The 20,346-nt window shown below is 34.5% G+C and carries 18 protein-coding genes and 1 riboswitch; of the genes, 8 read left to right on the top strand and 10 right to left on the bottom strand.

All coding sequences use genetic code 11. The annotated features are described in order from the left end of the window. Nucleotides 1-11 precede the first annotated feature (11 nt). Together COE49_RS13195 and COE49_RS13190 are read right to left on the bottom strand one after the other, a co-directional pair. Nucleotides 12-674 carry a YkyA family protein gene (locus COE49_RS13195; RefSeq protein WP_088230235.1) on the bottom strand — a complete coding sequence of 221 codons (663 nt, stop codon included), beginning with the start codon at nt 672-674 and terminating at the stop codon, nt 12-14. Nucleotides 675-1,326: 652 nt separating this feature from the next. Continuing rightward, nucleotides 1,327-1,980, bottom strand: a complete 654-nt coding sequence (locus tag COE49_RS13190) for a diguanylate cyclase domain-containing protein (protein WP_088230236.1) — start codon at nt 1,978-1,980, stop codon at nt 1,327-1,329. Nucleotides 1,981-2,144: 164 nt separating this feature from the next. Between COE49_RS13190 and COE49_RS13185 the strand changes: the two genes are divergently transcribed. After that, nucleotides 2,145-2,378, top strand: a complete 234-nt coding sequence (locus tag COE49_RS13185; RefSeq protein WP_088230299.1) for an SPP1 phage holin family protein — start codon at nt 2,145-2,147, stop codon at nt 2,376-2,378. 30 nt (nt 2,379-2,408) lie between these two features. On the opposite strand, the gene COE49_RS13180 is transcribed toward COE49_RS13185, so the two are convergent. Beyond that, the gene (locus COE49_RS13180) at nt 2,409-2,909 is read right to left on the bottom strand and encodes a hypothetical protein (RefSeq protein ID WP_088230237.1); all 501 of its coding nucleotides are present in this window, start codon (nt 2,907-2,909) and stop codon (nt 2,409-2,411) included. Nucleotides 2,910-3,342: 433 nt separating this feature from the next. Here COE49_RS13180 and COE49_RS13175 point away from each other — a divergent pair, with 433 nt between their 5' ends. From COE49_RS13175 to metE, 3 genes are all read left to right on the top strand, one after another. Continuing rightward, on the top strand, nt 3,343-4,884 hold the full coding sequence (locus COE49_RS13175; RefSeq protein ID WP_088230238.1) for an MDR family MFS transporter: 1,542 nt from the start codon (nt 3,343-3,345) through the stop codon (nt 4,882-4,884). A gap of 156 nt (nt 4,885-5,040) precedes the next feature. Continuing rightward, nucleotides 5,041-5,592, top strand: coding sequence for a PadR family transcriptional regulator (locus tag COE49_RS13170; RefSeq protein WP_088230239.1), 552 nt, complete (start codon nt 5,041-5,043; stop codon nt 5,590-5,592). A 208-nt stretch (nt 5,593-5,800) separates the two neighbouring features. Further along, nucleotides 5,801-5,988: riboswitch (cobalamin riboswitch) on the top strand. A 128-nt stretch (nt 5,989-6,116) separates the two neighbouring features. Further along, nucleotides 6,117-8,405, top strand: coding sequence for a 5-methyltetrahydropteroyltriglutamate--homocysteine S-methyltransferase (metE, locus tag COE49_RS13165; RefSeq protein ID WP_088230240.1), 2,289 nt, complete (start codon nt 6,117-6,119; stop codon nt 8,403-8,405). Between the two features lie 38 nt (nt 8,406-8,443). Here metE and comJ read toward each other — a convergent pair whose 3' ends face one another. Both comJ and nucA read right to left on the bottom strand, forming a co-directional pair. Then, the gene (gene comJ, locus COE49_RS13160) at nt 8,444-8,833 is read right to left on the bottom strand and encodes a competence protein ComJ (protein WP_098945919.1); all 390 of its coding nucleotides are present in this window, start codon (nt 8,831-8,833) and stop codon (nt 8,444-8,446) included. A gap of 36 nt (nt 8,834-8,869) precedes the next feature. After that, the gene (gene nucA, locus COE49_RS13155; RefSeq protein WP_088230242.1) at nt 8,870-9,304 is read right to left on the bottom strand and encodes a DNA-entry nuclease; all 435 of its coding nucleotides are present in this window, start codon (nt 9,302-9,304) and stop codon (nt 8,870-8,872) included. Between the two features lie 236 nt (nt 9,305-9,540). Here nucA and COE49_RS13145 point away from each other — a divergent pair, with 236 nt between their 5' ends. Further along, nucleotides 9,541-10,290, top strand: coding sequence for a DUF3967 domain-containing protein (locus COE49_RS13145; RefSeq protein WP_088230244.1), 750 nt, complete (start codon nt 9,541-9,543; stop codon nt 10,288-10,290). A 43-nt stretch (nt 10,291-10,333) separates the two neighbouring features. Here COE49_RS13145 and kinB read toward each other — a convergent pair whose 3' ends face one another. Then, a complete protein-coding gene (gene kinB, locus COE49_RS13140; protein ID WP_088230245.1) occupies nt 10,334-11,608 on the bottom strand; it encodes a sporulation sensor histidine kinase KinB in 1,275 nt (424 codons plus the stop codon). A gap of 310 nt (nt 11,609-11,918) precedes the next feature. On the opposite strand from kinB, the gene COE49_RS13135 reads away from it, so the two are divergent. Together COE49_RS13135 and COE49_RS13130 are read left to right on the top strand one after the other, a co-directional pair. Then, on the top strand, nt 11,919-12,119 hold the full coding sequence (locus COE49_RS13135; protein WP_000929277.1) for a hypothetical protein: 201 nt from the start codon (nt 11,919-11,921) through the stop codon (nt 12,117-12,119). 118 nt (nt 12,120-12,237) lie between these two features. Beyond that, nucleotides 12,238-13,395, top strand: a complete 1,158-nt coding sequence (locus COE49_RS13130; protein WP_088230246.1) for an aminotransferase A — start codon at nt 12,238-12,240, stop codon at nt 13,393-13,395. 70 nt (nt 13,396-13,465) lie between these two features. Here COE49_RS13130 and malR read toward each other — a convergent pair whose 3' ends face one another. The 4 genes from malR to COE49_RS13110 form a co-directional block, all read right to left on the bottom strand. Beyond that, nucleotides 13,466-14,488: a maltose operon transcriptional repressor MalR gene (malR, locus tag COE49_RS13125; protein ID WP_088230247.1), complete on the bottom strand. Its 1,023-nt coding sequence runs from the start codon at nt 14,486-14,488 to the stop codon at nt 13,466-13,468. 282 nt (nt 14,489-14,770) lie between these two features. Then, a complete protein-coding gene (gene malD, locus COE49_RS13120) occupies nt 14,771-15,613 on the bottom strand; it encodes a maltosaccharide ABC transporter permease MalD (protein WP_088230248.1) in 843 nt (280 codons plus the stop codon). Then, nucleotides 15,614-16,915: a maltosaccharide ABC transporter permease MalC gene (gene malC, locus COE49_RS13115; protein WP_088230249.1), complete on the bottom strand. Its 1,302-nt coding sequence runs from the start codon at nt 16,913-16,915 to the stop codon at nt 15,614-15,616. It lies immediately after the preceding gene. A 77-nt stretch (nt 16,916-16,992) separates the two neighbouring features. Further along, nucleotides 16,993-18,252 carry an extracellular solute-binding protein gene (locus COE49_RS13110; RefSeq protein ID WP_088230250.1) on the bottom strand — a complete coding sequence of 420 codons (1,260 nt, stop codon included), beginning with the start codon at nt 18,250-18,252 and terminating at the stop codon, nt 16,993-16,995. A 325-nt stretch (nt 18,253-18,577) separates the two neighbouring features. Between COE49_RS13110 and COE49_RS13105 the strand changes: the two genes are divergently transcribed. Continuing rightward, nucleotides 18,578-20,338 (top strand): alpha-glycosidase, encoded by a 1,761-nt coding sequence (locus COE49_RS13105; RefSeq protein ID WP_088230251.1) that lies wholly within the window; start codon nt 18,578-18,580, stop codon nt 20,336-20,338. Nucleotides 20,339-20,346: the final 8 nt, after the last annotated feature.

Here is a 20,346-nt window from a genome sequence, read left to right as displayed (position 1 = left end):
GCCAAACTGTTTTATTTTTTCTCTTCTTTAATTTTAATGTTTGCTTGTTTATAAAAAGCTACTTTTTCTGTATTATAAGATTTCGTAAATTCATTAAACTTATCTTTTTCTAATTCAATATCTTTATAGGATTGATTTACAGTCTTTACTTTCTCACTAATATCTTTTAATTTTGCATCCTTATCTTGTAACATTGTATATAATTCTTTTTCTTGTTTTAAAGATTTATTATAGCTGTCATACATCTTGTTAAATGAATCATGTCGTTTCTCATACGTGGTTTTTACTTTATCCGCTTGATCTTTCAATTTCTTATCTTCAATCTTCTTCACATACTTATCAGCAGATTTCACTTCTTCTTGTGCTTTATTTAAAACCTCTTTTTCTTTTGTAAGCACTTTTTCTCGTTCACCTGTATTTTTCACTGCTTGATTCAGTTTTTCCTTAACTGCCTGATTATTATCTTTTCCTTCTTGAACAATCTGGTTATATAGCTCTTGTCCTTCTTTTTCTAAAGTTTCAAGTTTTTTAGCATCTTCAAACATTGTTTTTTCTTGCTTTGCAGCATTTTCAAATGCAACATATAATTCCTCTTCTGGTTTCGGTCCGAAACAACCCGCTAGTAAAGTCATTGATAATGCAGTTACAATTGCTAATTTACTATATTTCAACATCTTTTCCTCCTACTAATAAACAATCATCGTGTAAAAAACTATGAAATTTATGTACTCTTTTATACACTTCACACTCGCATCTTTTTTACGAAGATCATTGGTATTGTTTATAATGTTTATACAAATGTATTACTTGAAATTATGTTTCACGTCATTCTCTTCGAAATATCTAGCAGTTTCATATCCATTTTTAAGTAAAAGATTAATTTGTACTTTTAAAAACTAATCACACTATGTATTACATGTAAATACAACGGAATTCACCATACTTATAATAATTTGAAGAACAACAGTAATAATTCACCTGATAAAAGATGATCGTTGGTCTTTCACGTCTATCATTCTATCATTCCCTTTCCCGTTTTCTATCAAATAATCCTTCTGTCCATTTTACACATTACAAATGCCACCTCGCAACAACTTACAAACATTCTTTTTATTTCCTTAAAAGGAAAAGTGTAGAGCATGCTTTCCTCTACACTTTTAAAATGAAACACATTGTGCAAAATGCATTGACACATCCATTATAATTATATGCTTTTTTCATATATTTTTAAAGACTTTTATTACAAGGGAAGTTATTTTTGTAATAAAAGTCAAAAAAATGTTACATTCAAAACTTCTTCACATCATACTTCTTTAAATCAAAGTTTCACTCATTTTCTTGTAAATTTCTATAATGATACAATTGATTTTGCGCCTTTCTTAACAATTCTTCAAAAGTTTTTCCTTCTACTGGATAACTAGCAGCTCCAAATAATAGCGATACACTGAGTAAGTCATTTTCTATTTCATTTTCAATATTTTTCATTAATCGGTTTGTTATTGTTGATTTTTCGTGGCCATTATCAATCGCAACAATCACATACTTATTTTCATCCCACTTCGTAACGACATCGCCTTTCCGGATGGTCTTTACAATTGTACACTCTAATTTTTGTACTAATACTTCCAACTTTTTTTCTTGTACAGTGTCTTTTAATCCATCCCATCCTTTGATGGAAAGAATATACACTGTAATATTACGAGAATCTCGTTCAGATAAAGCAGCTACTTTCCCAAAAAAATCAACAACAAAATCGTTGCTTGCCATGCCTCCTACTTCCGTATTCAAGCGCCCACTCGATCTTTTATCATACCAATATCCAAAATAACAGCTTAGTATCATTTGCAATATATAAATAATAAAGACGGTATAAAATGATCGCGAATCCAGTTTTGTAATTACATCCTGAAGTGCAACCCATTCTGTAACTGCCACTGTATTCCCAAGTAATAATCCACTAATTTTCCCTTTATGTTTCATACTTCTCCTCCCTTCTATACCAATATATGTTTCTATAACAATAATGTTTTTCTACAAAATAAAAAATGTACATATTGGGTGTACATTTCCGCTTAAGCTTGTATACCTACTCTATTCTATTTCATATATATACTATATATCGTTTCTAGAAAGGAGTGATCTATATACTACAAAAGGAAAACCTATTAGATACTATGCGTTTATTAGCTGGTTTTCTATTATCATTAAAATTACTATTTACCTCTTTCGGAATAAATTTTATTACAAACGATCAAATCGACGCTATTGTCAATGTTGTTTCATTTTTATTTATTCTATACTTTGGCTATAAAAATAACTATGTAGGAAAAAAAGGAATGGAGCAAAAGAAAATACTCAAAAAACACAACCTTCATTAAAAAGGAACCTTTCGCACAGGTTCCTTTTCGTCATTGGCGCACAACAACTTCATTCGTTTGCAGTGGGCCATATGATACTCCTTCATATTGAAATGTATATGTAGCCTGAAAGAATGCATTTTTGAGAGCTGTGTCTTTGTTTGCTTTTATTTTACAAATTAATTCCACCTTCTCATTCGGTAATAAATTATCAATTCGCCACCTTACGAGCTGGAATAGAAACTCACTCATCCCCTTATCAACCTTTAAGGAATTTGGAATATATACAAAATAATCTCGAATCATATGACTTACAACAACTCTCGAAATCATTTCAAGTCCTTTATTTTCAACTACAATTTGAATAATAAGTATGTCATTTACATCATAGGTCAGTTCATATGAAAATTTTTCTTTATACATACTACGGATTTGTAATGTTACTGCTACATTAGGAAATCCGTTTTCCTTTTTTGAACCATCAATCCACAATACTGGTTGTAGCGGTATCAAACACCTTTCTTGATCCGAAATTCGTTTCCATATTTTCATAATATATATTCACCTCATTTCAGATGTATCATCCATACAACCTTATTCCGCCTCTCCACACAATAAACTACCAAAATTATTAAAACTTATTACAAAGGATGTTTAATACTTCTCCTCCTTTTATCCTATTCGACAATATAAAGAAAAAACCATTTTTCCTCTGTTAACAGAGGGTCCTCTTACTAAAATATTTTTTTACAATTTCCTTCATTGACTTTACAACAATATTAAGTATTGCTCACTCTTTTTCTGTCCATACAAAAAATATTTTGGCGGAAGAAAAAGTTTGCCTTTTAGTCAAATTTGACTATAATAATCTTTATGCATATCAGTGGACTTATGTATGAAGATTCAGGAGAAACTATACTTTAGATTTTCATGTGCTACATTCAAAACTTAATGTAGTTTACTTATTATTAAAGGAGGGTTATATTTGGAAACACAACTATCAAAAAAAGAGTCCAACAATACAAAATTTGTTGTTGCTGGTTTACTACTTGGTATTTTAATGGCCGCAATGGATAATACGATCGTTGCGACGGCAATGGCAACGATTGTTGGGGACCTAGGTGGATTTGATAAGTTCGTTTGGGTTACATCAGCATACATGGTGGCAACAATGGCAGGGATGCCGATTTTCGGGAAACTTTCTGACATGTACGGACGGAAACGCTTTTATATTGGTGGACTTATTCTTTTCTTATTCGGTTCCGCACTTTGTGGGACAGCTTCAAGTATTGAGCAACTAAGTATTTATAGAGCAATTCAAGGTATTGGTGGCGGTGCTCTTATGCCTATCGCCTTTACAATTATGTATGACATATTCCCACCTGAAAAACGTGGGAAAATGACAGGATTATTCGGTGCCGTTTTCGGGACATCTAGTGTATTCGGCCCTTTATTAGGTGCTTATATTACAGACTATATAAGTTGGCACTGGGTCTTCTATATTAATATTCCATTAGGGCTTATCTCCTTCTTCTTCATTACTAAATACTACAGCGAATCTCTAGAATTTAGAAAACAAAAAATCGACTGGGCCGGTGCTATTACACTTGTCATTAGTATCGTTTGTTTAATGTTTGCATTAGAACTTGGTGGTAAAGAATATGCATGGGATTCCACTGTAATTATCGGTTTATTTACTACTGTTGTCGTTATGCTTATTATTTTCTTCTTCGTAGAACGAAAAGCAACTGAGCCTATCATTTCTTTCCATCTATTTAAAAAACCTTTATTTGCAGCTAGCCAAGGCGTTGCCTTTTTCTACGGTGCTGCTTTTATCATCTGTACCGTGTATATTCCTATCTTCGTTCAAGGTGTTCTCGGTGGTTCAGCCTCAAATGCTGGATTAATTTTAACGCCTATGATGATTGGCTCTGTAATCGGAAGTCAAACTGGCGGACAGTTAGCTTCTCGAACAAGTTACCGCAACATTATGATGGTATCTGGAGTTTTCTTTGTTCTTGGGATTTATTTATTAAGTACTTTAACAATGGACACACCACGTGTACTCGTAACGCTATTTATGGTTCTCGCTGGAATTGGTGTTGGTTTCTCGTTTTCAGTTTTAAGTATGTCTTCTATCCACAAATTAGAAATGAGAGACCGTGGTTCTGCTACATCAACAAATTCATTCTTCCGTTCACTCGGTATGACTCTTGGTGTAACAATTTTTGGTACAATTCAAAATCATATTTTTACGGATAAACTAAGCACTGTGTTCCCTCCTGAACTAGCAAAATTAGCCCCAAAGGGCGGCGACACAAGTTTCTTATTATCGCCAGGTGCTACTGATAAAATACCAGCTGAAATATTAACTGGCATCAAAGAAGCTCTTGCTACATCTATTGCAAGTACATTCTTCTGGGCACTTATCCCAGCTGTACTAAGTATTATCTGTATTTTACTTATGGGAAATGAACGCCTCTTTACAGGACCAAAAACGAAACAAAAACAAAAGCAAGTGAGTTAGTATAGAAAAAAGTAACGGCATATCCTTTATGTAAAAGGATATGCCGTTTATAATATGTATAAAAGTGAAACTTTAATCAGCATTCTTTTGTCCACGCCCACTAATTATTAGCCTTTACAAAAAGTAAGAAAGTTTCTATATAGGAGTTGAGACAGCATGAGTATGAAATTAGTCATTCTCGGCTTGCTGCTCGAAGGGGATAAACACCCATATGAAGTGCAGCACATAATGAAAGAAAGACAAATGGATTGTTATATTAAATATGCAAAAGGATCACTCTACTACGCCTTCGAGCAATTAGAAAAGCAAGATGCAATTCGTATTACAACTATTGTTCGAGATACGAATAGACCAGATAAAACAATCTTTCATATAACAGAAACAGGTAAACAGTTATTTCATACGTTACTATTAAAACAGTTCGAAGCCAAAAATCAAATATATAAACCAATCTATTCAGCACTCTCTTTCGCTCATTTTGGTGATGATCAAGAGTTAGTTCCTATTTTAGAAAAAAAGAAAAATGATACAGTTCAATATTTACATAACATGCAAGCTATATATGATTGTAGCAAAGGCCAAATCCCACGTGCACAACTATATATTTTACAAAGTGTTATTGAACATATTACCGTTGAGTTGCAATGGTTAAATACCCTCCTTACAGATGCGATTTCAGGACGCCTTTCAGACATTGATATCAATTAAAGTTAAGCCTATAAAGAAGGATATCTTCTTCTTTATAGGCTTAATCTAAACTTTGTTTCAATTTTTCTACCCTCCATTTACCTTTTTAATTTCAGAATAATCTAAAAATAATAAATGAAAACTTTAGAATTTTCTTATTTTAAAACAGTAGACAAAATTCCAAAAATTATGTTAGAATTTGTTTCAATATCATATCGCTTGTTAAATTCCTTTCAAAAGGAAAATGGGTACACGAACATTTCGTTTCGTGTTTAAAAGGGAAGCTTGGTGAAACTCCAACACGGTCCCGCCACTGTAAATGCTGAGATTTCTTTTTGGTGCCACTGTGAAAACGGGAAGGTGAAAGAAATTATATGAAGCATAAGTCAGGAGACCTGCCTGTTTTAACAACACTGATAGATTCACGGATGATGATGAGGTGTTAAAACAAAAAGGAAGGCTTATTTTCTATGCCTTTGTACTTTTTGTTATAGGTATTTCCTAGTAAACGGAAATGCTTACTTTCAATTAGGGAGGAATTTAAAATGGCAATTCAAACAAGTAATTTAGGTTATCCACGTATCGGACTACAACGAGAGTGGAAAAAAACATTGGAAGCTTTTTGGTCTAATAAAATCGATGAAGAGCAATTTTTAACAACAATGAAAGAAATTCGCCTACAGCACGTAAAAGTACAGCAAGAAAAAGGGATTGAATTAATTCCAATTGGCGACTTTACATATTATGATCACGTTTTGGATACTGCTTATATGCTAGGATTTATCCCATCACGTTTTTCTGAGTTTACATCTTATCTTGATGTATATTTTGCAATGGCGCGTGGCTCTAAAGATCACGTAGCTTCTGAAATGACAAAATGGTTCAACACAAACTATCATTATATCGTTCCTGAATATGAAGAGGGATTACAAATCTCTTTAAAAGATAATCGCCCACTTCGCTTATACGAAGAGGCAAAACAAGAATTAGGAGTAGATGGAAAGCCTGTTATTTTAGGACCATATACTTTCTTAAAATTAGCTAAAGGCTATACACAAGAGCAATTTACTACGATTTTAAAACAATTAATTGCACCTTACATACAACTGCTTTCAGAACTACATGCAGCTGGCGCGCAAGTCATTCAAGTTGATGAACCGATTTTTGCTTCTTTAACAAAAGAAGAGATTCAACAGGCGAAAGAAGTTTATGAAGCTATTCGTAAAGAAGTTCCAAATGCGACTCTTCTTTTACAAACATATTTTGATAGTATAGAAGAAAACTATGAAGAAATCATCACATTCCCTGTATCAGGTATTGGATTAGATTTCGTTCATGGTAAAGAAGGTAATCTACATGCTATTTCAAAATATGGATTCCCAGCTGATAAAACTTTAGCTGTCGGTTGTATAGATGGCCGTAACATTTGGAGAGCTGATCTTGATGAAGTTCTTACGTTATTTACAACGCTACAAAAACAAGTCCAAACGAAAGATTTGATCGTTCAGCCTTCTTGTAGCTTATTGCATTCACCAATCGATAAAACAGAAGAAGCCCACTTATCGCCTGAGCTATTTGATGCGCTAGCATTTGCAAATCAAAAATTAGAAGAGTTAGTTCTTATTCATTCCGCTCTCACTCAAGGTACAGAAAGCATTAGTAATGAGCTGGAAACATATCGAAACGTACATCATACAATTCGTTCATCTGCTGCACGTAACCGAGAAGACGTCAAAGCAGCACGAACAGCACTAAAAGAAGAAGATTTTTCACGTCCTCTTCCATTTGAAAAACGATACGAATTACAACAAGTTGCCCTGCAGCTACCTTTATTACCAACAACAACTATTGGTAGCTTCCCGCAAACAACTGAGGTTCGTCAAACACGAAAAGAATGGCGTAACGGCATTCTTTCAAATGAACAATACGAGCAATTTATTGAAAAAGAAACCGAGAGATGGATTCGCTATCAAGAAGAAATCGGTCTGGATGTCCTTGTACATGGTGAATTTGAAAGAACTGACATGGTTGAATATTTCGGCGAGCGCCTTGCCGGCTTCTCTTTCACTACAAATGGTTGGGTACAATCCTACGGTTCTCGTTGCGTGAAACCACCTGTTATTTATGGTGATGTAGCCTTTATTAATGGAATGACTATTAAGGAAACTGTTTATGCACAAAGCTTAACAGAGAAAGTTGTAAAAGGAATGCTAACTGGGCCTGTTACGATTTTAAATTGGTCCTTCGTTCGAAATGACATTCCAAGAAAAGAAGTTTCGTATCAAATTGCATTAGCTCTTCGTCATGAAATTGAACTACTTGAATCTTCCGGAATTCGAGTGATTCAAGTCGATGAGCCGGCACTTCGTGAAGGCATGCCACTAAAAGAAAAAGATTGGGACGCTTATATTACATGGGCAGTACAATCCTTCCTTTTAGCAACTTCTTCTGTAGCAAATGAAACACAAATTCATACGCATATGTGTTACAGTAACTTCGAAGATATTGTGGATGCGATTCGTGCTTTAGATGCAGATGTGATTTCTATTGAAACATCAAGAAGTCACGGAGAATTTATTGATACACTAAAACATACAACATATGAAAAAGGTATCGGTCTAGGTGTATATGATATTCATAGCCCACGTGTACCGAGCAAAGAAGAAATGTTTAAAATCGTAGAACAATCTTTACAAGTATGCGATCCTAAATATTTCTGGATTAATCCTGATTGTGGTTTAAAAACGAGAAGAACAGAAGAAGTTATTCCAGCTTTAGAACACATGGTACAGGCAGCAAAAGATGCTCGTTCCTTGTTAAAAACAAACGCATAAAAAAATGGGTTATCCTTTTCTCAGGATAGCCCATTTTTTTATTCTTCACTTTCAAAAAAGAATTCGTATTGTATTTTATATAATTCATCATCCGTTGGCTCTTCAAGAGGAATTGCCTGTAATACGACTGTATACTCGCCATTTGGAATAGGAATTTGAAATTTATTTGAAAGAATACTCGTTACAACAACACATTCATTTTCAACTGTAAAAGGAACTGCAATCGTTCTAATCACTTCTTCTTTCTCAATATGTTTCCCTGGGGTCACTTTTACTTCACAAGTATAGTCAGAGAGTGCTTCAAAAATAACAGTTCCATCCGCCTTCGCATAACCTCTTTCAAAATCTTCACCCGTCCAGTCAACGTAAGGCTGATCACCGTCATAGTTCATCAACATTAATTGCGAATAAGAAATTGTTAACTCCATCGTTCCCCTCCTGATTCATTATGAAATATACAACTACTACTTTACGTCAAACTTCACACGCGTACCATCTGGATATTTATCTAACTTATTCCCTACCCAAGAACCTGCTCCGCGGTTATCTGCTGGACTTATATATTCAATATGTGCTCCTTTTCCTCCCTCTTTACACATCGCCATTGGCCATTCATCGCGATCATACCCTTTTTTTGATGGATATGGAGCTAACGACAGTTTTCTTCTATCCGCAGCACCACCGCGGTCGATTGTACAAACTTCTGAATGTCCTTCTTTTATAGCATTCGTAATATGTTTCCCCGTTTCGGGATAACGTTCTTTCGGAAATTCTAGCACTTGATCATACGTATTCGTTTTTTTTACACTTGTTTCCTCTGGCACAAGTACTTCATAAATCGCTACTAAAATAGATAAAATTGCAATAATTGAAATGATAATACCTTTTAATTGCTTCATGTATACCTCCATGTTCCTACCAGTTTCTTTTCCTCAGTTATTATAACAAACTTCTCCTGTATATGTTTTCAGACATTATTTTCGCTCTTCTTCGCCATTCCGCCAAAAACTCTCATTTTTCTTCATCTTTTCACTAATGCTGTAGAAAACTAATAACCTTCCGACATTCTTTTTCAAAGGAAGTCCTCATAAAAGATTGAAATGATATATACGATACTTTTTGGGGAGGAAATATCATGGAAGCTACCTATAAAACGAAAGATGTTACAAATAAAACAGGCATCCCAAAACATATAGTTCGAAAATATAGCCAACTATTAGAGGAACACGGTTATATCATTTCAAAAACTGCTGATGCTCGTATTTATAAATTGGATGATTTAAAACTATTGAAATCTATACATGAAAGAGCTGCTACATTACAAGAAGATATTTCAGAAACAATACCTATTATTTTAAAAGAAAAAGATGCTCCACCTGTGCCTGTTATTCAAGAGAAACAAGAAGTGCAACCAAAAGAAAAAGAGGATGGGCGTAACTTTGAAGAATTCATGTTAAAACTAGAAATGCTCGCTCAATTAAATGAAGCAATTATTCATCAAAATTCTACCCTTATTACACAAAATCGTTTGAAAGATGAAAAGTTAGATGAATTAATGCAACAAGTTTATGTAAAAGAAGGTTCTCAAGAAAAAATGTTACAAGAATTAGTTGATCATGCCGCTCAAACAGATGAACTCCAAAAAGAAAAGATGGACTTATTAATGAATCATATGTATAAACGAGAATCCAAACAAGAAGAAAAAATGAACAAACTAGTAAATCAAATTTATAATAAAGACAGCAGTCGTGATGCACAACTTATGCAAGTTATTCGTGAAATTCAAGAAACAAAAAGATTAGTCGCCGCATCAAAAGAACAAAGTTTCTTTCAATCATTTAGAAGTTTATTTGGCCGAACAAAACAAGAAAAAACAAACGAATAAAATTTCCTATATAAAATAAAAAGTTACCTTCCATCGGTAACTTTTATTCCTTATTTCTTACAGCTGGCAATATAATAAGCGCTTCAGTCCCTTTTCCACTTTCGCTTTTATATTCCAGTGTACCATTATGCGCTTGTAAAATACTAAATGTTACCATAAGTCCTAACCCTGTCCCTTTTTCTTTTAAAGAATAATATGGTTGCCCAAGTCTTGCTAACTGTTCTTTTGTCATTCCAACACCACTATCTTTAACTCTTATGACAATTGTTTCATCTTTTTGAATAGCCGTTACCTTTAAATATCCCTTATTTCCTTGAATTGCTTCAATACCATTTTTAACAACATTCATAATAGCTTGTTTCAATTTTGTCTTATCACCGATCGTATAAAGACTCTCAGAAATCTCAACTTGCAAATATACACCTTGCATCGCTGCAAATGATGACATAAGAGTGGTCATTTCTATTAATTGTGCCGATAAACAAATGTGTTCTTTTTTCTCAATTTGCGGCCTTGCTAAATTCAAATAATCTGAAATAATTTGCTCTGCCCGGTCCAATTCAGCTAATACGAGACGCATATAATCTTTATTCTTCACATCCTCCGTACCTTCTAGCAATTGGATAAACCCACGAACAACAGTAAGGGGATTTCGAACTTCATGTGCAACACTTGCTGCTAGCTCACTGACAATATTAAGTTTTTCCGATTTTTGCATTTCCGTACGTAATAATGCGTTTTCATTTAAATATTCCGTTAAGTACACTTGAAATACCATAGTCATAACCATAATAAGCGAAGCAAATATAAACCCGTTATATAGTTGAGAAACATAAGGTGTAAATCCTGTTTCTAATAGTACATTCACCATACCAAACATTAAAGATACAAGTACGTAAAATGATGAAATCATAAATGCTAAAATCAGCTTCTTATCTCTTGAAAAAAGAGACCATTTCTTGGATAAGAATAATGGCACTATCAATAGAAACATGACTTCTACGACTGGAAGAATATTCATTCCCTTTAGCACCCATTCATACGCAACAAAAATAATGGCTGGAATTAAACCAACAATCCCACCATATAAAAAACCACTAACAATTGGAATTGGGTGAAAGTTATACCCGCAAACGTTGCCAAAACAAATAGAGTATGTCATGGAAAGAACGAGTGTAACGCTAGATAAAAACATAATAAAGTAGCGGTTCGGCTTCGGAGGCATTTCTTGATAACGATTTAAACGAATGGCTTCATATAAAAATAGCGGTAATATAATGATGGCAATTTGGATCATTAAATCACGGATAAGCTCCATAGCCTCTCATCCCCTATATGTATTTTGATATGATTATATCATTTTATAAGTGTATTTGTTTTAAAATTTTGATTTTTCTTAACATATTTGTTAATTCTTTGTTAACACCCCATAATAATTGTTACAGATTTTCGAAATGATTGTAAACCCTGTACCAAATTTCCTTCGGGCAGTATACAATGAATACGGATTACAAAGAAAATATAAAAACACTTCACGATACGGACAACTATAGCAAAATACAGCATATAATCCATACTATCTATGTTTACAAATAAGTGATCATTACTTTAGTAGGAGGAAGATAAATATGGCGGGTACTACACTTGTTTTAAAAGAAGAAAATTTGGTTGTTCTAGAAAATGTTGAAAAATCAGTATATGAAGAGTTACAGCATAAAGCAGGAGATGAAAATTGCACATGTGCTGTGAACGAATCCGTTGTTCACCTTGGCAAAGTATCCTCTGTACTTTGGAATGAAGATGAAATAGATTGGGAATACGGATATTAAAAAGTCGCTTACAGCGGCTTTTTTTCTGCTCTCTCTTTCTAAATAACATATACGAAGCGGAATCCTAGAAAATATGTTAAAATGAACTTAATTTTCAAACGGAAGAAAGGGAGATACAATGGAACAATTCATTAATCCTAGAGTAAAGGACATCCAAATTTCTGGGATCCGTCAATTCTCTAATCTGATTCAAAACTATGATAATCTTATCTCTTTAACAATTGGACAACCTGATTTTCCGACACCTTCCCTCGTAAAGGAAGCGGCAAAACGGGCGATTACAGAAAATTATACAAGCTATACACATAACGCTGGGTTACTAGAATTACGCAAGGCGGCTTGTAACTTCATAAAAGATAACTATGATTTACATTATTCACCTGAAAACGAAACCATCGTTACAATCGGTGCTAGTGAAGCAATTGATGTTGCATTCCGAACAATTTTAGAACCAGGGACGGAAGTCATTTTACCTGCCCCTATTTATCCAGGATACGAGCCGATTATTCGATTATGCGGTGCAACGCCTATTTTTATAGATGTTCGTGAAACTGGATTCCGTTTAACAGCCGAAGCGCTAGAAAATGCGATTACAGAAAAAACAAGATGTGTTGTTTTGCCATATCCTTCTAACCCGACTGGTGTAACTTTATCAAAAGAAGAACTACAAGATATTGTAGATGTTTTAAAAGATAAAAATATTTTCGTCCTTTCTGATGAAATTTATAGCGAGCTTGTATATGGGCAAAAGCATACATCAATTGCCCATTTCCCAGAAATGCGTGAGAAAGCTATTGTTATTAACGGTTTATCAAAATCCCATTCTATGACCGGCTGGCGCATCGGCCTTTTATTCGCGCCAAGTTATTTAGCTGGGCACATTTTGAAAGTTCATCAATACAATGTAACGTGCGCTACTTCAATCGCACAATATGCAGCAATTGAAGCATTAACAGCTGCTAAAGACGCGCCAAAGATGATGCGCCATCAATACAAAAAACGCCGTGATTACGTTTATAATAGACTCATTCAAATGGGATTAAAGGTCGAAAAGCCAACAGGTGCATTTTACTTATTCCCCTATGTTGGCCATCTAACATCTTCATCATTTGATTTTGCACTTGATCTTGTAAAAGAAGCTGGACTAGCCGTCGTTCCTGGAACAGCATTTTCTGAATATGGCGAAGGCTACCTTCGTTTGTCCTATGCATATAGTATCGAAACTTTAAAAGAAGGCTGCGATCGATTAGAAGCCTTTCTAAAACAAAAAAGCTAAGAGTTTACCTCTTAGCTTTTTTATCTCGCTATTTGCGGGCAGTAAATCTCCCACTGATTAAAGTTTCACTTTATGCATAATGATCGCAAGTTTGACGCTTCAGTAATTTATGCGGAATAATAATACATTTTGCAGTTGACTCAGCATTCTCTACTTTATCCACTAAAGCTTTTGCAGCTTCATATCCTAGCTGATATATATTCACATCAACTGTCGAAAGTGGCGGACTCGCAATTTCTGATAATAAAGCATTATTAAAGCTTACAATCGAAACGTCTTTCGGTACAACAAATCCTTTTTTAGAAAGAGCACTTAACACACCTAATCCAATTAAATCGTCTGTCGCCATAATTGCCGTCGGCGGTTGTTTCAGTCCCATTAATTCCTCGACTGCTTGTTGACCACTTTCCCTCGAGAAATCAAAGTGTAAAATATACTCTTTCGGTAATACAATGTCTGCCAACTTTAAAGCATCGCTCATACCCGCTAAACGCTCTCTCGTTACAAGTAAGTCTGAGCCACCACCAATGAACGCGATTTGCTTATGCCCTAATGAAATTAAATATTCTGCCACTTCTCTTGCAGCTGTATAATTGTCATTATCTACATATGTAATTTCATCTTTTCGATCATATGGTTTTCCAATTAAAACAAACGGGAAGTTTTGGTTATGCAAATATTGAATAATCCGGTCGTTCTCTCTTGAATATAGAAGAACAATACCACCAATTTGGCGCCCTTGTACCATCTTTACAACACCGTTAAAAATTTCTTCTTCCGTTTCACCTGTCGACATATAAAGCGCATACCCTTCCATATGTGCAAATGAACTTATCCCTCTTATAACTTCCGGGAAAAATGGATTTTGAAAAGCTTTACTTGCCGAACTCGGCATAACAAGACCAAGCGTTTTCGTCGTTTGGTTCGCAAGATTTCTTGCATTTAAATTGGGATGATACCCTAGTTCACTCATCACTTTCCGAACACGGCGCTTTGTTTTTTCACTTATACTTGGATTATCAGCAATTACACGGGAAACCGTCGATGGTGCTACGTTCGCCTTCTTCGCCACATCTTTAATTGTAACTGTCATAAAAATCCCCTCCTTTCACTTCTCTGTCATATTTCATATATTTTTATCTTGCACTTGTTGCAAGTAATAGGAGAAGTCATATACTTTCATTTATTTATTCTATCTTTCAAAACTTATCATATTCTCCCTCTTCATGTATTGTAAGGGATATAGCTCTTTTTTCCTATACTATAATATACTATTTATTGCACTTCTTTTCACATGGGATGTCAAATCTCTTTTCATCTCCCTACAACTTTTTATAGGGAGATGAAAAGAGAAATGGGACGTAATGCCCCATTTTCATCCTTTCGTACCTCCAGCTGTTAAACCAGAAACAAAATATTTTTGCAGGGATAAGAATAAAATAGAAATCGGAATTGCAATTAATACTGATCCAGCTGCAAATGTTGTAAATTCGTTACCAAACTTTTTCGCTACCATTTCATATAATCCAACTGCTAAAGTATAATTTTCTGGTGTGCGTAAAATAACACTTGCTAAAATAAAATCTGTAAATGGACCAATGAAAGTGAATAACGCTACAACCGCTACAATTGGTTTTGCAAGCGGCATAATAATTTGCCAAAATATACGAAAATGCCCCGCTCCATCCATTCGAGCTGATTCATCCAACTCTTTCGGAATCGTATCAAAATACCCTTTCATAAGCCATGTATTCATCGGAATTGCTCCACCCACATAAATTAAAATTAATGCAAGATGTGTATCAATTAATCCAGTTAACTGCGCTAATATATATAGCGCGATTAACGCTGCAAAATTCGGGATCATTTGGAGAATTAAAAATGTTAATAAACCATTCTTCCTTCCAACAAAACGATATCTCGAAAATGCATAAGCAGTAAAGCTAATGGCTAACACAGAAAAAATCATTGTCATTACGCTAACTTTTAAAGTATTTTTATACCAAAGTAAGTAATTACTTGAATCGGAATCAAGTAGCTTGCGATAATGATCTAATGTGGCATTTTTCGGAATAATACTAGAACCAGACAAACTATCTCCTGGATTAAACGATGAGCCAATGATCCATAATAATGGATAGAAAATAATCGCACACATTATGAAGATAACTAAATAACTTAATGATAGACGTAACATCTTTTGTCGTTTAATATTCATTTACATCATATCCTCTTCTTGGAATGATTTTGTTCTCTTAAATTGCCATAACGCGACTGTAATAACGATTAACGATAAAATCATTGTAAGCGCTGCTGCTTTTCCGTACTGAGCCGAAGTCATCGTTAACTTATAAATCCATGAAATTAAAATATCTGTTCCACCTGCATTTTGTCCAGATACGGCAGGTCCCCCAGCATTAAATAGATAAATAATACTAAAATTATTAAAGTTAAACGTATATTGCGTAATTAATATTGGCGCTGTTGCATATAAAACAAGTGGCAATGTAATTTTGCGGAACTGTTGCCAAGCAGTTGCTCCATCTACTGTAGCCGCTTCATATAATTCTCCTGGAATCGATTGCAATATACCTGTCGTCATTGCAAAGACGAACGGGAATCCAAGCCACGTTTGGATCATAATTAAAGCAACCTTCGCCCAAAACGGATCTGTCATCCAAGCAATTTTTTCAATTCCGAATAAAGCTAATACTTGATTGTTAATCGCTCCAAAAGTTTCATTAAACATACCAGCAAATACAAGAATAGATACGAATGCCGGAACAGCCCACGGTAGAATAAAGATTGTTCGAATAATTGCTTTACCTTTGATACCGGGCTGATTTACGATAATCGCTAAGAAAATACCAAGGGAAACTTGTAACGTTGTTGCAACGAACGTCCAAATGACAGTCCAAGAAAATACACTTATAAATGTATCTCTCCACATTGGTAATGTGAAAATATCAATAAAGTTTTTAAAGCCAACCCAATCTACTAATTTAGCTGGAGGAGAGTGGTATAAATCATAATTCGTAAATCCAATTAAGATAACAAAAATGATTGGAAATACAACAACAAAAATAAGTAATAGAAAGCCTGGTGAAACCATTAAATATGGGAAACCTTGATCTAATAAGTTTCGATATTGCTCTTTTACAGAGTTTAATGGTGTTCCTATATCACGTTTCTTCCCATTTTGGTATGCATCATATAAGTTAAATGCATATATTCCTAGTCCGAATACGATGACGATAAGTGCCAAAATCCCTTCTACTAATAGAAAGACCGAATGGTCACGCGGAACTTCTGTACCAAGCGTTACAATTCCCCATAATCCTATATTTAACAAATCAGCAAATGCTACAATAAATGAACCTGTTAATACTAAAAAAATAAGACCTTTTACATATTGTTTATTATATAGCTGACCGATACCTGGAATGATCGATAACATGGTCGCCATTTTCCTATGCTTTGAACCGTTTAACTCTTTCGTTGGTTCCATAGATGTTTGCATGTTCCTTCCCCCTTTTTCCTTCCTACTTGGAAGGGAGAGAATTCGTGCCTCTCATGTTTAGAGGCACGAATTTCACCTTATTTTTTCTCACTATGATTTGCTTCAATATTACCTTTAATTTGTTTCACTGCATTATCAAGTGCTGCTTTTGGTTCTTCTTTATTTGAGACAACTAATTGAAGCGCATCCCCAGCTGGTTTCCAAACTTCCTGCATTTCTGGAATATTCGGCATTGGAATTCCATTTTCCGATTGAGCCGCAACCGCTTTTGCAGCCTCATTTTCTTTAATCATTGGATCTTCCATTACTGATTTTACTGGAGGAATTTCTTTCGTTTTCTCAAATCGAATTTTCGCATTTTCTTCATTTGTAACCCACTCAGTGAATTTTGTAGCTAAATCATTTTGTTTAGAGAAGCTTGTTACATGCCATCCTTTTACACCAACGAACGTTTTCATCGGTTGACCATTTGGTAATTTTGGCATCGGAGCAACACCGTAATCAATTCCAGCCTTTTCCATCGCTTGGAATGCCCATGGACCATTCATAATAGATGCTGCTTTTCCTTCATTAAATAATCCATCTGCAGCTGATCCACCAGATTCACCGATAATACCTTTCGGGAATAACTTTTCTTTGTACCATTTTTGAATATATTCAGCACCTTGTACTGCACCGCTATTATTTAATCCAATATCATTTGCATTTGGCTTTCCGTCTTTCTCACCAAATACATAGCCACCCATACCTGCCATAAATGCATTAGCGAAGTAGAAATTATCTCCAAGCGCTAAAAATCCGTACTTGTCATCTTTCGTAAATTCTTTTGAGAAATTAAACAACTCGTCCATCGTTTCTGGTGCTTTTGGCATTAATTTTTTATTATAAATAAAGATTGGTGTTTCAACTGCTTTTGGTAAACCATATAATTTTCCGTTATATGTTTGTGCTTCTATTGATAAATCTGTAAATTTACTTTTTACTGTATCATCCACTTTCACCTCTGAAAGTAGCCCTTCTGTTACCGCATTACCAATATGATCATGTGGCAATGTTACAACATCTGGCCCTGTACCCGCTGGACCGTCGAGACGAAGTTTTTCTATTTGTTTCGTCATCTGAACCTCTTCAACTTTTACTTTCACATTATATTTCTTTTCAAAGCTTTTCACTGCCGGCTCTAAACCAACGCCTTTTTTCTCATCTTCCCAAACAAGAAGATCGTAGTCTTTCTTCGATTTACTTTCCTCTTTTTTCCCTGAATCTTTCGGTCCACATGCAGATAACATACCAATTGATAGTGCTGAAACCGTTAATAATGATAATGCTTTCTTCATCCCAAAAACCTCCCTAAATTGTCTATGTACCTTAGTAATTGAAAACGTTTGCATTTAATATTAAAATAGAAGCGCAAACATTATCTTAATCTATGAAAACGTTTGCGCTATTTGTCTATCATTATACATTCTTTTATTCATTTTGCAAATATTAATTTTAAAAATAATATCATTACTGCTCTTTATACATTGACTTTATATGAAATGAATACTACTCTTATAAGCAATATTAAAGCTACGAGAAAGGAAATCGTTTGCAAAATAGGCTTTATTATTACACTTAAGGGAATACTATGTATAGAGATATTAAAGGGGGATTTTCTATATGATTAAAGAAGCCATTTATCATAGGCCAAAAGATAATTACGCATACGCTTACGATGAAAAAACAGTTCACATCCGCATGCGTACTAAGAAAGACGATGTTCACAGTACCTCTCTTATTTACGGGGATCCTTACGAATGGAAAGACGGGAAATGGATTTCATCAAGTGCACCGATGAAAAAAACGGGTTCTACTGCACTATTTGATTATTGGTCCATTTCAATCGAACCAAAATTTAAGCGCTTACGTTATGGATTCGAATTAAAAACAGATTTAGAAACTCTTATTTATGCAGAGCGAGGATTCTTCTCTACTATTCCAAATGATGATGTTGGTAACTTTTTCTGTTTTCCGTTTCTTCATGCAAATAATGTATTCAAAGCACCTTCCTGGATTAAAGATACTGTTTGGTATCAAATTTTCCCAGAACGATTTGCTAATGGGGATCGCGGACTAAATCCAGAAAACACCCTTCCTTGGGGAAGTGCTGAGCCAACTCCAACTAATTTTTTTGGAGGGGATTTTACTGGTATTATTCAAAACCTTGATTACCTTGTTAAGCTTGGAATTTCCGGAATATATTTCACACCTATTTTCAAAGCTCATTCAAACCATAAATATGACACAATTGACTACATGGAAATTGACCCACAATTCGGAACGAAAGAAACGTTTAAAGAACTCATTGAAGAATGTCATAAACGTGGGATAAAAGTAATGCTCGATGCCGTATTTAATCATAGCGGATACTTTTTCGATAAATTCCAAGACGTACTTAAAAATGGCGAGAAGTCTGTATACAAAGAGTGGTTCCACATTCACGAATTCCCGATTATAACCGAGCCACTTCCTAATTATGATACTTTCGCATTTACACCATATATGCCTAAATTAAATACAGCACACCCAGATGTAAAAGAATATTTACTTGAAGTTGGGCGTTATTGGGTAAGAGAATTCAATATAGACGGTTGGCGCCTTGATGTAGCAAATGAAGTCGATCACAGCTTTTGGAGAGAATTCCGAAGTGAGATAAAGTCATTAAATCCTGAAGTATATATTTTAGGTGAAATTTGGCACGATGCACTCCCTTGGCTACAAGGAGATCAATTTGATGCTGTCATGAGCTATCCCGTTACAAACGCTTTACTTTCTTACTTTGCTAACAATTCCATTACAGCAACTGAATTCATGAAACAAATTACAGAATCTCTACATTCCTATTCTATGAATATAAATGAAGCTGCATTTCATTTATTAGACAGCCATGATACACCAAGAATTTTGACAACATGTAACGGGGATAAAAATAAGTTAAAGTTACTATATATATTCCATCTTTCTTTCATCGGTTCTCCTTGCATTTATTACGGAGATGAAATCGGTATGGATGGTGGAATGGACCCTGGTTGCCGTAAATGTATGATTTGGGATACAACAAAACAAGATCATCTATTATTTACACATGTACAAACATTAATTTCATTACGAAAACAATATAAAGCATTTGGAGGACATGGTACTTTCCAATTCATAGACGCAAATGATGAACATAATTATATTTCTTACACGAAAACACATGAAGATGAAACTATCTTCTTTGTTTTAAATCCTACTAACGATGAAATTACTGCTTCACTCCCTATCCATATTACAGGGAAGAAAATAGTCAATATATATACAAAAGAAGAATTTTCAGCGGAAGCAAGCGTATTACAAGTCACACTTCCTCCATATGGATTCTCAATACTAAAGTGGTAATCAAAAAA

It is taken from the genome of Bacillus sp. AFS029637 (genome assembly GCF_002584985.1).
Taxonomy (GTDB): Bacteria; Bacillota; Bacilli; order Bacillales; family Bacillaceae_G; genus Bacillus_A.
The sequence above is the reverse complement of the archived record's forward strand: the minus strand, read 5'-3'. Positions and strand labels throughout refer to the sequence as shown.

What these genes read in the sequence shown, in the direction of transcription:
- malD (WP_088230248.1), bottom strand. Translation starts at nt 15,613, where the DNA reads ATGAATATTAAACGACAAAAGATGTTACGTCTATCATTAAGTTATTTA.
- COE49_RS13135 (WP_000929277.1), top strand. Translation starts at nt 11,919, where the DNA reads ATGGCGGGTACTACACTTGTTTTAAAAGAAGAAAATTTGGTTGTTCTA.
- nucA (WP_088230242.1), bottom strand. Translation starts at nt 9,304, where the DNA reads ATGAAGCAATTAAAAGGTATTATCATTTCAATTATTGCAATTTTATCT.
- kinB (WP_088230245.1), bottom strand. Translation starts at nt 11,608, where the DNA reads ATGGAGCTTATCCGTGATTTAATGATCCAAATTGCCATCATTATATTA.
- COE49_RS13190 (WP_088230236.1), bottom strand. Translation starts at nt 1,980, where the DNA reads ATGAAACATAAAGGGAAAATTAGTGGATTATTACTTGGGAATACAGTG.
- COE49_RS13145 (WP_088230244.1), top strand. Translation starts at nt 9,541, where the DNA reads ATGGAAGCTACCTATAAAACGAAAGATGTTACAAATAAAACAGGCATC.
- metE (WP_088230240.1), top strand. Translation starts at nt 6,117, where the DNA reads ATGGCAATTCAAACAAGTAATTTAGGTTATCCACGTATCGGACTACAA.
- malR (WP_088230247.1), bottom strand. Translation starts at nt 14,488, where the DNA reads ATGACAGTTACAATTAAAGATGTGGCGAAGAAGGCGAACGTAGCACCA.
- comJ (WP_098945919.1), bottom strand. Translation starts at nt 8,833, where the DNA reads ATGGAGTTAACAATTTCTTATTCGCAATTAATGTTGATGAACTATGAC.
- COE49_RS13105 (WP_088230251.1), top strand. Translation starts at nt 18,578, where the DNA reads ATGATTAAAGAAGCCATTTATCATAGGCCAAAAGATAATTACGCATAC.
- COE49_RS13170 (WP_088230239.1), top strand. Translation starts at nt 5,041, where the DNA reads ATGAGTATGAAATTAGTCATTCTCGGCTTGCTGCTCGAAGGGGATAAA.
- malC (WP_088230249.1), bottom strand. Translation starts at nt 16,915, where the DNA reads ATGCAAACATCTATGGAACCAACGAAAGAGTTAAACGGTTCAAAGCAT.
- COE49_RS13110 (WP_088230250.1), bottom strand. Translation starts at nt 18,252, where the DNA reads ATGAAGAAAGCATTATCATTATTAACGGTTTCAGCACTATCAATTGGT.
- COE49_RS13180 (WP_088230237.1), bottom strand. Translation starts at nt 2,909, where the DNA reads ATGAAAATATGGAAACGAATTTCGGATCAAGAAAGGTGTTTGATACCG.
- COE49_RS13195 (WP_088230235.1), bottom strand. Translation starts at nt 674, where the DNA reads ATGTTGAAATATAGTAAATTAGCAATTGTAACTGCATTATCAATGACT.
- COE49_RS13130 (WP_088230246.1), top strand. Translation starts at nt 12,238, where the DNA reads ATGGAACAATTCATTAATCCTAGAGTAAAGGACATCCAAATTTCTGGG.